Consider the following 11,827-nt stretch of genomic DNA (forward strand, 5'->3'; position numbering starts at 1 on the left):
GAACGTGCTGATCCGAACGTGCGGATGCGAACGTGCGGATGCGAACGTGCGGATGCGCCGCGTCAGATCGCGTCGGCGATCCCGCGCCCTGTGTCGCCGAGGGCGCTCCGCTGAACGGCGGCGGTCGCGGCGACGTCGGTGTCCTCGCCGATGGCGGCCGCCTGGTGGTCGCCGTCCGCCATGTCCTCGCGGTCCTCACCCGCGCGTTCGACGCCGCGGGACTGGCGGTCGCGGGCGCCGTTCACTGCGCCCGCGAAGGCGTCGGCGCCGCCGAAGCCCGCGGGGTCGGCCTCCACCCCGCGCAGCAGCGACCGCGCGCTCTCCGCCGCGTCGGCCGAGGCGTAGCTGCCCCTGCCGCCCTGCCTGAGCCCGTCGGGCAGGTACTCGAGTCCTTCGCCTGACACCGTCCGCCGCCTCCTCGCCGCCGTTGTGCCTGTCGTGGCCTGTCGTGCGCCCTGTCGTGGGGTGGTCCCCCGGTCGGGGTGGTGCGTCACTCGCCCAGAACGCCCCGGGTGGCGCTGCGCTCGGGGGCCCAGACCGCCGGGTCCTCCGTGAGGTCCGAGGGCGCGGGCGCCCGGCGTTCGCCCTCGTCGCGGTCCCCGACCGTCCTGGGGCGGACGCCGCCAGGGGGCGGGGCCAACCGCTGGTGCGCCGCCGGGGCGCTGGTCGGGGACCGCCAGGCGCCACCGGCCGTGGTCGTCCGCCGCACGGGGAAAACGGCTCGCGACGGCTGGCCGGCGGCGCCCGGCGGCGGTGTGAAGGGGCGGCCGCCCTGGGCCGCCTCGTGCAGGGCGAAACGGGTCGCGACGGTGGCCTTCGTCCGAAGGTTCTGCGTGGCCTGCGCCACCAGCTGGCCCCGCATCGGCCCGCTGTGCCCGATGCTCGGCGGCATCACGCCGCCGTAGAGCGCGGCCAGGCCCGCGCCCCCCGCGGCCAGGCCGAGGCCCCCGGCGGCGAGCCCGGGGCCGCCGGTGGCGAGCCCGACGCCCGAGGCCAACGCGCCCGGCCCGCCGCCGAGTCCCGCCAGGCGCGCCGCGTACTCCGTGACCTCGCCGAAGGGCCGCCCCGTGACCGGGTCGATCCACCGGCCCGTCACCGGGTCGAACTCCCGCCCGGTCGCCGGGTCCACGAGGAAGCCGGTCGTGGGGCTCTGCGTCCAGCCCGCGAAGTCCCCGTGCTCGGGGCCGAGGACGCGCGCGTGCGGGTAGGCGCCCACGCCGACCGACGCGCCGTTGGGCGCCTCGGTCATCGCCACGCCAGGGCCTCCCCCGACCGATCCGGGGGCGGCGCCGCCCGCGCCGGTGGCGGCGAACGTTCCGGCGCCGCCGCCAGCGCCGCCGCCCGCGCCCGAGCCGCCCTCGGGCGCCGCGGGGGCGTCGCCGCCGGTCACCCGGGCGAACTGGTCGGCCAGCCGGGCGAGTTCGTCCTGCGCCTCGGCGATCAGCCGGTCCTTCTCCGCGGCGAAGCGCTCCCCCGTGGTGATCTCCGCCATCCCCGGCTGCACCGTGGACATCGTCTCGTCCGCCTCGGCGCTGACCCGGTCGTACTCCACCCGCAGCGTGAGGGCGCGCTCGCTCGCCGCGGCGCTCGCCTCGCTCGCCGAGCTGAGCTGCCCCGCGATGTCCTGGGCGAGACCCGCCGCGCCCGCGGTCCAGCCGCCGACGCCCTCGATCCGTTCGGCCAGCGTGAGAAGCCCCACGCCGGGGGCCGCCGCGGTGTCATCCGCGGTCGCCGACAGGGCGTCGCCCTCGCCGGTGGCCGCGGCGGCGAGCGCCAGCCAGGCCCCCGCCGCGGAGCTGATCTGCACATGGCGGGCGCTCAGGATGTCGGCGATGATCCGCTGGAACTCCCCGTCCTTGTCCGACACTTCTCCGAATCCTCCGGCTCATTCGAGCGAGGCGCCGGGAGGCGCCGTGGGATGGCGCCCCTCCATGGCCTGGCCCAGGTCGTGCAGGTTCTCCGCGTAGCGGGTGAGGGACGCGCCTGCGCCCTCGTCGGCCTCGTCGGCCAGCTCGGCGACCCGGCCCGAGTCGGACATGATGTCCCGCACCGTCGTGCCGGACTTCTCCAGCTCGTCGAGCAGGCCGAGCGCCGCCGACTCGAGGGCCGCCGCGGCGGCGTCGCCGCCCGGCACCTGCCCGAACAGCCCGCGCGCCGACGCGATCCCCGCGAACGACTCCTTCATGGCCGCCAGCTCGCGCCGGTCGGCGAGCCCGCCCTGGGCGTTGCCCGCGTCCTGCGCGTTGAGCGGCTCCTGGTCACTCATCCCCTCGCCCCGTTTCCGTTCCGTGCTCCCGCCGCGCGCGCGGCCGTGGCCGCCCTTCGGCGCGTCCGGGGCGGCCCGCCGGACCGCCCCGGACGTCCCCCTTGGTCACCCCCCCTGGTCCTGCTCCCCCGGATCCTGCTCCCCCGGTCAACGCCCCGCCGCGGCCCGCCGCATCGCCTCGCCGCCCTCGGCGCCGTGCTGACGGACCTGCTGCACCGCGGTGTTCTGGCCCTCGACGCCCTCATCGAAGCGGGAGGACTCGGTGCGGAACGTCTCGTCGCGCTGGCGCAGGATCTCGCCCACGCTCGCGTCGACCTTGCCCTCGTCGACGAGGCGCAGCAGCTCGCGCTGCACGTCGCCCCAGATCTCGCGGCAGGCTTCGAGCTGGCCCCTGGTGGTGGACTCGATGGCCCCCAGCTCGCTGTCCCTGAAGTGGTAGATGCCGCCGTAGGTCATGGCGTTGTCTCCTGGTCGAAAGTCGAAGGGCCGCGCCCCGGCCGTTCCCCTGCGACGTCCGGGCGCCCCGTGTGCCCCGTGCGGCCCTGGCGGCCCGTGCGGTCGTCAGAACGCGTTGGCGATGACGGGGTCGCCGACGGCGCCCGCGCCCTGGTTGAGGGCGGACAGCGCGTTGGCGTCCATGTCGTGGCCCTCGGCGACGGTCAGCCCGAGGTCCTGCGACAGACCGTCGAGCGCCGCGGCCAGCGCCGCGCCCGCGCCGCCCAGCGCGGAGTACGTCTCCATGGCCCGCGTGGTGCCCGAGCCCTGGTAGGCGAAGCTCACCGACTCGCTGTGGCCGCCGATCTGCCGCGCCTGCTCCTCCATGTCCTCGTACGCCTGCGCGATCACGGCCGTGACGAGATCGGCCTCTTCGGAATCGAGCTTGACGTCGCCGTCCATGCGGTTGCCCCCTGCCGGTGAGAAGTCGGTGAGAAGAACGCCCCGATGCAGCGACCCGGGCCCCCTGACACCACCACGCTAGGGAGCCGCCGTAGCGGCGGCGTATCAGCCGCGTAGCGCGCCGCCGAGCGCCGCTGAAGTGCCCCGAAGTGCCTCAGGTCGCCGAGTACTTCTCCTCGACGCGCACCCGCAGGTGGGCGTTCTCCCGCTCGTTGAGGGTCTCGAGGATGGCCTGGGCGCGGGCCTCCTCGGCGCGCGCCCCCTCCTCGCGCCCCAGCCCGCGCAGCGCCGCCGCGAGCCACGTGTGGTGCTGCGCCCCCACGAACGGGTCGAACGGGTGCTCCTCGGCGTGCCGCACCGCGCGGTCGGCCCAGAAGGCCGCCTCCTCGAACTCGTCCGTCTCCAGGTGGTATTCGGCGAGCAGCCCCGCGGAGAGCGTGAGGTCGTAGGGCCGGGTGGCCGTGCGGTAGTTGGTCGCGAAGATGTCGTGCGCGACCTCGCGGTTCCCGAGGTAGAGGTGGCAGCGGGCCATGTTGTTGCGGGCGACCACGAGCAGCTCGTCGAAGCCGACGCGCTCGGCCTCCGCGACGGCGCGCTCGGCCGCCAGGAGCGCCTCGGCCAGCCTGCCCGCCGAGCCGTAGCCGGGGACCAGGTTGTTCATGCAGCCGAGCGCCTCCTCCACCTCCCCCACGGACTGGTACATGGCGATGCTGCGCTCGATCAGCTCGACGCCCCGCAGCCCCTCGCCCCCCTGGATGGCCGCCTTGCCCAGCTGGCCGTAGGCCACCGCCTGGGCGAACAGGTCGCCGCAGCGCTCGCCGACGCTCAGCGACAGCTCGCACAGGGCGCGCTGCGCGCCCAGGCGCAGCCGCGCCCCGAAGTAGGAGTCGAGCGCCCAGACGCTCTCCGCCGCGAACCGCGACAGCGGTCGGCCCCCGAGGTCGTCGCCCTCGTCGTACTCCGGCGCGGCGAGCTGCCGCGCCAGCACCACCACGTCGTCGAGCGCCGCGTCGGCCCACGGCAGCGACTCGGCCGCCGAAGCGAACGAGCGCCCCTCGGGGAAACGCCGCGCGCCCGCGCCGTAGCGCTCCTGACGGTTCGACGACAGGGACAGCGGGGCGTTCACCCGGTGCAGCGAGCCGAGGTACCAGCGGGCAAGACCCGCCACCCTGGCCCTGGCCTCGGCCTGCGGGAGCCGCGCCGCCTGCCACGCCGCCGCCGAACGCACCAGGTCGTGCAGGGCGTACGCCCCCGGGCGCGGGCTGGTCGCGATCTGCGCGTCCACCAGCCGTTCCAGCGCGTCGCGCGCCTCGCGCGCCCTGCGCCCGGTCAGCGCGGCGGCGGACTCGGCGCCGTAGGAGAGCGTCGCGGCGGTGCCGAGCAGCGGGAAGACGTCGGCGGCCAGCCGGTCGGCCGCGTCGTCGGAGGCGGCGAGCTGGTCGATGCTGACCATGAGGCTCGCCCGCACGTCGAGGTCGTCCACGGCCAGCTCGTCCATCCTGCCGCGCTCGTCGGCGAGGACGGCCGTGAAGTCGGCGACGCGCCACCGCGGCCGCGCGGCCATGCGCGTGGCCACGATCCCGAGGGCGAGCGGCAGCCGCCCGCACAGCGTGGCCAGCAGCTCCCACTCGTCCGGCGTCCCGCGGTCGGGCGAGGACCCGGAGACGGTCTGGACCAGCGTGACGGCGTCCGCCGTCGCCAGCGCGGGCAGGTGCAGATGGTGGCCGCCGCGCAGCCCCGTGAACGCGGCCCTGCTCGTGATCAGCGCGGCCTGCCCCGCCTCGACGGGCAGCAGCGGCGCGGCCTGCGCGGCGTCGAGCGCGTTGTCGAGGAGGACCAGCACCCGGCGGCTGCCCAGGCACTCGCGGTAGAACGCGTCCGCCGCGTCGTCCTTCATGACCCCGTCGACCAGGGCGGGGGGCGGAACGGCCTTGCCTGGGACGCCGAGCGAGGCCAGCAGCAGCCGCCTGGCCTCGGCGGTCTCGAGCGGCGGGTGGTGCGGGTCGCTGCCGCGCAGGTCCACATGGAGAAGCCCGTCGGGGAAGCGGTCGCCGACCTCACGGGCCGCGCGCACCGCGAGCGTGGACTTGCCCACGCCGCCGGGACCGTCGATCAGGCAGACGGCGGGCGCTGCCGTGGTGTCGCCGAGCCAGCCGCGCAGCCGGGCCAGCTCGAGCCCTCGGGCGACAAAGGTCGCGATCCCCGGCGGGAACGCCGCCCCCACCACCGCGCCGGTGCCCGCGCCCGGCCTCGCGCCCGGCGCGCGCTCGGGCGCGGGCTCCGGCGCCACGAGCCCCGCGTCGTCGCGCAGGATCGCCGCCTCGATGCTCCGCAGCCCCGCGCCGGGCTCGATGCCGAGCTCGTCCACCAGGAGCGCCCGCGCCTCCCGGTACACGGCAAGCGCCTCGGCCGTCCGGCCCGAGCGGTACAGGGCCAGCATCAGCTGCCCGGTCAGCCGCTCCCGCAGCCGGTGGGCGCGCGCCGCGGCGGCCAGCTCCTCCGTGATCGCCGCGTGCTGGCCGAGCGCCAGCTTGAGCTCGAACCGCTCCTCGACCGCCGTCAGATACAGCTCCTCGATGCGCGGCTGCTCCGCGGTCCGCAGCGGGGAGTCGACCAGGTCGCCGAGCGGGGTGCCCCGCCACAGCGCCACCGCCCCGTCGAGCAGCTCCGCCGCCTCGCCCGGCGCGCTCCCGGCGCACGCCCGCGCACGCGCCAGCGCCTCGCGGAACCGCCCGATGTCGGTCTCGTCCCGCGCCGCGCGCAGCTGGTATCCGCCGGGGTGGGTGAGGATCCGCTCGCCGGGGATGACCTTGCGCAGCCGCATCACATAGTTCCGCAGGGTGGTGCGGAAGGTGGGCGGCGGCTCGGGGCCCCACAGGGCCTCGGCCAGCTCCCCCGTGGGCATGACGCGGCCCTCGCGCAGGGCGAGCGCCGCGAGCGCGGTACGCAGCATGGGCGCGCTCACCGGCAGCGCCGAGCCGTCGTCGGCCACCACTTCGAACGGCCCGAGGAGCCGGATGTCCAACGGAACCCCCAACCCGTGCGACGCGGAAGCGAATCCGCCTCAGCCTACCCCGCCCCACCCGCGCCTTTCCCGACGGCGAACGCGGCCATGTACCCACCTGACCAGCCGCGTTGCACCCCCCTCGCCCACAACCCGGTCACGAGTCCGGCGCATTCCTGATCGGTGCGCCGACGCTGTGCAGATGCCGTATCGCCTCGCCCCACGACGCGAACAACCCCGTCTCGTGGTACGGCACGCCCAGCTCCTCGCAGTAACGCTTCACGATGGGCGCGGCCTTGCGCAGGTGCGGGGTCGGCATCGAGGGGAACAGGTGGTGCTCTATCTGGTAGTTGAGCCCGCCCAGCGCGATGTCCTTGAACACGCTGCCCGTGACGTTCCGCGACGTGATCACCTGGCGGCGCAGGAAGTCGGGGCGGTCGTCGCCGCGCAGCGTGGGCATGCCCTTGTGGTTCGGGGCGAAGCAGCAGCCCAGGTACACCCCGAAGAGGCCCTGGTGCACCAGGATGAACGCCACCGCCTTCCCCGGCGACAGAACGGTGAACAGCGCCCCCAGGTAGATCACCACGTGCGCGGTCAGCAGCGTGGCCTCGAGCCCGCGCCGCTTCATCGACGGCGAGCGCAGCGCCCTGAAGCCGGCCACGTGCAGGTTGAAGCCCTCGAGGGTCAGCAGCGGGAAGAAGATCCAGCCCTGGACGCGTCCGATGAGGCGCGGCAGCCCCTTCGCCGCCCCGGCCTGCTCCCGCGACCACACCAGGATCTCGGGCGCGACATCGGGGTCGAGCTCCTCGTGGTTGGGGTTGGCGTGGTGCCGGGTGTGCTTGTTCATCCACCAGCCGTACGACAGGCCCACGCCGAGATTGCCGAACAGCCTGCCCCATGTCTCGCTCGGCCGCCGCCCGGCGAAGATCTGCCGGTGCGCCAGGTCATGCATCACCAGCGCGGACTGGCCGAAGGCCAGCGCCATGAACGCGGCGACGCCGAGCTGCCACCAGCTGTCCCCCAGCGCGGCGAACGCCCCCCACGCGCCCAGGAAGGCCGCCGCCACCAGGGACAGCCGCACCGCGTAGTACCCGGGCCGCCGCCGCAACAGCCCCGCCTCGGTGATCCGCCGCGACAGCCGGGCGAAGTCACTGCCCCTCGCGCTCTCCGGCGGGAGCGCCCCGCCGGGCCCCGTTTCCGTGCTCGTTGTCATGCGCGCCAGTCTTCGCGGCCCGACACACGCGCCGACAGCCGACCAACCCCCCTTGTCGCGGGGGGCCTTGGCCCCCTCGTAGGGGTGTTGCCCGCTACACCCCTGACGTTCGCTCAGCCCCCCGCGTGGGGTGCCGCGGCGCCCCGACGGCGCGTGCGGCGGAGGATGAGCAGCGCTCCGGCGGCCGAAAGGAGCGCGGCCGCGGGGAAGCTGATCCAGAGCCATGGCGTCCCGAGGAGGCTGAGGGCGAGCAGGAGGGGGAGGTGGACGGCGAGGATCGACCCGACGGAGATCACATAGGAGGGGCGGGCCAGCCCGCGCGCCTGGAAGTAGGTGGCGAGCAGCGCCGTCACCCCGGCGAAGGGATGGCCGAGCGCGACCAGGCGTATCACCTCGGCGGTCGTCGCCGCCGCGCCCGGGTCGTCGGTGAAGGCGGCGGCCAGCGGGTCGGCCACGGCGAGCAGGACGAGGCACGCGGCCACCCCGTGGAGCACGGTCGCGCGCAGCGCCAGGACCCGGGCGCGTTCGGCGCGGGCGATCAGGCCGCGGCCTACGTTGTAGCCGTTGACTTCCTCTCCCGCCTAAAGGCGGGGGGTTCCAGCGGTCGCCCGCTGGGTTTCCTGTTTCATCGACGACTGCCCTGTCCGGGAGGACTCCCGTTGAGGTCTTACACCGTCTCCACAGGCTGCTGCCGCCAGCCCGGCGGCCAGGATGGTGCGTGCCGCGTTCACGTCACGGTCGTGCACCGCGCCGCACTCGCACGTCCACGTCCGGACGTTCAGCGGCAGTTTCCCGCGGACCGTGCCACAGGCCCCACACAGCCTCGAGCTGGGGAAGAAGCGGTCGATCACCACGAGTTCACGCCCGTACCAGGCGCACTTGTACTCCAGCATGAAGCGAAGCTCCGTCCAGGCCGCGTCCGAGATGGCGCGCGCGAGACGGCCGTTCCTCAGCAGGTTGCGGACGGCGAGGTCCTCGATCACGACCGTTTGGTTCTCACGGACGAGCCGGGTCGACAGCTTGTGGAGGAAGTCTCTGCGCCGGTCGGCGATCCGCGCATGGATGCGGGCGACCTTACGGCGGGCCTTGTCCCGGTTGTTCGAGCCCTTCGCCTTGCGGGACAGCTGGCGCTGCGCGCGCGCCAGGCGCGTACGGTCACGCCGCTCGTGCCGGGGATTGGTGATCTTCTCCCCGGTGGACAGGGTCACCAGCGACGTGATGCCCGCGTCGATACCGACCGCCGCGCCCGTGGCGGGAGCCTCGGTAACGGTGTCCTCGCACAGCAGGGACACGAACCAGCGACCCGCCGCGTCGCGGGAGACGGTCACGGTCGAAGGACTCGCGCCGCCGGGCAGTGGACGCGACCAGCGGATGTCCAGGGGCCCGCTCATCTTCGCGAGCGTCAACTCCCCGTCACGCCATGTGAAGGCGCTGCGAGTGTACTCGGCCGACGCCCTCGACCTTTTCCGCGACTTGTAGCGCGGGTATTTGGCCCGCTTGGCGAAGAAGTTGGTGAAGGCCGTCTGAAGGTGACGCAACGCCTGCTGGAGCGGGACGGAGGACACCTCCGTCAGGAACGCCAGTCCCTCGGTCTTCTTCCATCCGGTCAGCATCGCCGACGACTCCACGTAGGAGACCCGGCGCTGCTCGCCGTACCAGGCCCGCGTGCGTTCCTGAAGCGCCTTGTTGTACACGAGACGGACACAGCCGAACGTCCGCGACAGCTCCGCCGCCTGCTCGTCCGTGGGGTAAAAGCGGTACCTGAACGCCCGCTTGACCTGCCGCGCCATACCTCACACCCTATCAACCCCCATGTGACTGGCGGGTGCCAGCCGGTGAGCGGCGGACGCCGCTCCGCCCCGACGGCCAACCGGCTTTCCCCGCCCCGCTCCGCAAGAGCCTCGTCCCCTCCCCGGCCCTCCCAGGCCGCCTAACAACTTGCGGAGACATGATGAGGGTGTTGCCGAGCCCGGCGAGGAACGACGGCGCCCCCACCGCGACCAGCTCGCGCAGCGTCGGTCCGTGCGGCCGCAGGTCGGCGAGGGTGATGCGGTAGGGGCGGTCGCGTTGGACGAAGAAGAACCACAGGCTCAACGCCATGGAGACGGCCTGGCCGCCGACCGTCCCCACCGCGGCGCCGCGCACGCCCCAGCCGAGGCCGAAGATCAGCAACGGGTCGAGCAGGATCTGGCACAGCACCGGCAGTGTCCACAGCAGGGTGGAGAAGCGCAGGCGTCCCTCGGCCCGCACCAGGCTCGAGAAGCCCGTGGCGGTGATGGCGCCCGCCAGCAGGATCACCGCGTAGTCGTGGGCGTGGCCGCGGACGTCTCCCCTGGCGCCCAGCAGGGTGAGGAGCGGGTCGATGAGGAGCAGGCCGAGAACGGTGACGGCGATCGCCGTCGTCCAGTAGACGAGGAAGGTGTTGCCCGCGGCCCGCGCCGCCCGGCGCGGGTTCCCGGCGCCGAGGCTGCGCGAGACCATGGACGCGCCGCCGACGCCGACCGTGGTGGAGACCGCCCCGAGGATCAGCAGCACGGGAGAGACGACGTTCACGGCCACCAGCGCGTCGGGGCCGACCCCGCGGGAGACGAACCAGGCGTTGGTCAGGGCGTAGACGCCATAGGTGGCGACCGACATGGTGGTGTGGGCGCTGGTGCTCCACAGCAGCCGCCCGACCGGCCGGGTGCCGAGCGCCGCCGTGTGGTCGCGCCGCCCGGCGCGCTCCGCCCCGCCGGGCGGTGGCGCGGGCGGCCCTCGGCGCGGGGCGGCCTCTTCGCCCGCGGCCATCAGCGCGTCACATGGCGGCGGCCGAACGCGCCCATCAGCAGGTCGAGTTGCTCGCGGCCGAAGTCGTATGTCGTCGTCTCCCCGTGGCCGCGGTACTTCGTCTCGACGATCATGACGACGGCGAGACCGAGGGAGTAGAGCCGTCGGCGTACGCGTTCCGACGCGGACAGCTCCTCGATCCCGTATCCCCGCATGAAGTCGGTGGGGTCCCCGAACGCCGGCAGGTCGATGCCCGTGAATCCGGCCTCCATCAGGGGGTCTCCGTAGAGAGCCCGTTCGTGGTCGAGGATCGCGACGATCCGGCCTTCCCTGATCATCGAGTTCTTGGTCCAGAGGTCGACCTCGACGAACCGCGGCTCGGTCACGTCGTCGAGCGCGCTCGCGTTCTCGGCGAGCACGGCGCGGATCTCGTCGTGGTCCCAGCCGATGTCGACGTTGACGCGGGCCCCGTCCTCGAGCGTGTCCTCGATCATCCGGCTGAACGCCGCACGCCAGGTCGCCGATCCCGGGCCCCGCAGGGGCCCGAAGCGCGGCCCCACGATGGAGTTGAGCTCCCGGTTGAGCGCGCCGAGCTGCCGTCCGCCCGCGGCGACGACCTCGTCGGAGAGGCGCCCTTCGGCGGTGGCGATGCCGAAGTTGTCCGCGTCGACGTACTCCATGAAGAAGTAGTCGGCGTCGATCAACTCCCGGGAGAGATCGGCGTGGTCGACCCGGGGTATCGGCACCTCGGTGTGGGCGCGGACCAGTGACATGGCGGCGAGCTCGTTGCGCATCATGTCGTGCTCGCGGGTCAGTACCGCCACATCGGCGGGTGGCGCGATCTTCAGCACCGCCCGCTGTCCGTCGCGGAGCCTGATCCGGTAGGTCACGTTGAACCAGCCGTGCGTGATCTCCTCGGCGAAGTCGTCGCCCTCGGGTATCAGGGCCTTCCCATAGGCCCGCTCGATCATCGCCCGCAGGGTCAGGGGCGACTGCCGGTTCTTGGTGATGCTCTCGGTCACGGCTCTCACAGCGGCTCCTTCGGGGGGCGCGGCTCAACGGGTCGGCCGGACACGCCCGCGGGATGTCCACCACGAGCCGCCCCAGGTCCGTCATCGGCTGCCCGACCGCCCAGATGTACGAGCGTACACACGACATCGGTTCCGGCCGTCCCGGCGTTCGACGACGCCCGGGGGCCAAGTCCTCAGCGCCGGGCGGGGATCCCGTGCGCCGCACGCCGGTAGCCGTAGTGGATGAGCCCCTTGTGGAACGTGCCCACCTTGTCGTACAGCGCGCGGGCCGGGGCGTCTTCCAACGTGTTCCAGTAGAGGCCGGGGAAGCCGTGCTCCTCGGCGTCCCGCGCCACCCACTCGATCACCGCCGTCGCGACACCCCGCCGCCGGACCTCCGCGTCCACGAACAGGTCCGCCAGATAGCACTTCCCGGCGTACCAGACGCTCGCGTGGAACAGGTAGTGCGCGATGCCGACCATCCGGCCGTCCAGCCGGGCGGCGATCCCCCGTATCCGCTCGTCGTCGAGCAGGCGCCGCCAGGTCCTTTCGTAGTCGTCGTCGCCGCGTTCGACCTCGAAGTGGGCGTCCTTGCCACGGGCCAGCGCCTCCCAGGGGGCGCGGTCGGATTCGGTCAGGAAGCTGATCTCCACCATGGCGCCCATCCTGTC

11 protein-coding genes and 1 pseudogene are annotated in these 11,827 nt (G+C 73.8%); all 12 read right to left on the minus strand.

Features of this window, described 5'->3' with window-relative positions:
- Positions 1-62: 62 nt before the first annotated feature.
- The 12 genes and pseudogenes from D7318_RS08385 to D7318_RS08440 all read right to left on the minus strand — a co-directional run bounded on the left by D7318_RS08385 (position 63) and on the right by D7318_RS08440 (position 11,812).
- Positions 63-404, minus strand: coding sequence for a hypothetical protein (locus D7318_RS08385; RefSeq protein ID WP_120696245.1), 342 nt, complete (start codon positions 402-404; stop codon positions 63-65).
- An 86-nt stretch (positions 405-490) separates the two neighbouring features.
- A complete protein-coding gene (locus D7318_RS08390; RefSeq protein WP_120696246.1) occupies positions 491-1,867 on the minus strand; it encodes a hypothetical protein in 1,377 nt (458 codons plus the stop codon).
- 18 nt (positions 1,868-1,885) lie between these two features.
- The gene (locus D7318_RS08395) at positions 1,886-2,266 is read right to left on the minus strand and encodes a hypothetical protein (RefSeq protein ID WP_120696247.1); all 381 of its coding nucleotides are present in this window, start codon (positions 2,264-2,266) and stop codon (positions 1,886-1,888) included.
- Between the two features lie 147 nt (positions 2,267-2,413).
- Positions 2,414-2,722, minus strand: coding sequence for a hypothetical protein (locus tag D7318_RS08400; RefSeq protein WP_120696248.1), 309 nt, complete (start codon positions 2,720-2,722; stop codon positions 2,414-2,416).
- 105 nt (positions 2,723-2,827) lie between these two features.
- A complete protein-coding gene (locus tag D7318_RS08405) occupies positions 2,828-3,163 on the minus strand; it encodes a hypothetical protein (protein ID WP_120696249.1) in 336 nt (111 codons plus the stop codon).
- A 154-nt stretch (positions 3,164-3,317) separates the two neighbouring features.
- Positions 3,318-6,188, minus strand: coding sequence for an AfsR/SARP family transcriptional regulator (locus tag D7318_RS08410; protein ID WP_120696250.1), 2,871 nt, complete (start codon positions 6,186-6,188; stop codon positions 3,318-3,320).
- 136 nt (positions 6,189-6,324) lie between these two features.
- Positions 6,325-7,380: a fatty acid desaturase family protein gene (locus tag D7318_RS08415; protein ID WP_120696251.1), complete on the minus strand. Its 1,056-nt coding sequence runs from the start codon at positions 7,378-7,380 to the stop codon at positions 6,325-6,327.
- Between the two features lie 113 nt (positions 7,381-7,493).
- A pseudogene (locus tag D7318_RS08420) lies at positions 7,494-7,934 on the minus strand (MATE family efflux transporter); the annotation flags it as partial.
- 27 nt (positions 7,935-7,961) lie between these two features.
- Entirely contained in the window at positions 7,962-9,170 is a 1,209-nt protein-coding gene (locus tag D7318_RS08425; protein ID WP_120696253.1) for an RNA-guided endonuclease InsQ/TnpB family protein, read from the minus strand.
- 13 nt (positions 9,171-9,183) lie between these two features.
- Positions 9,184-10,167, minus strand: a complete 984-nt coding sequence (locus tag D7318_RS08430; RefSeq protein WP_230423524.1) for an MATE family efflux transporter — start codon at positions 10,165-10,167, stop codon at positions 9,184-9,186.
- Positions 10,167-11,168, minus strand: a complete 1,002-nt coding sequence (locus D7318_RS08435; protein WP_230423525.1) for a phosphotransferase family protein — start codon at positions 11,166-11,168, stop codon at positions 10,167-10,169. Before D7318_RS08435 ends, D7318_RS08430 begins: the two co-directional genes overlap by 1 nt.
- A 182-nt stretch (positions 11,169-11,350) precedes the next feature.
- Complete coding sequence (locus D7318_RS08440) at positions 11,351-11,812, minus strand: GNAT family N-acetyltransferase (RefSeq protein WP_220729558.1); 462 nt, start codon at positions 11,810-11,812, stop codon at positions 11,351-11,353.
- Between the last annotated feature and the right edge of the window lie 15 nt (positions 11,813-11,827).

It is taken from the genome of Streptomyces radicis (genome assembly GCF_003626575.1).
Classification (GTDB): domain Bacteria; phylum Actinomycetota; class Actinomycetes; order Streptomycetales; family Streptomycetaceae; genus Streptomyces; species Streptomyces radicis.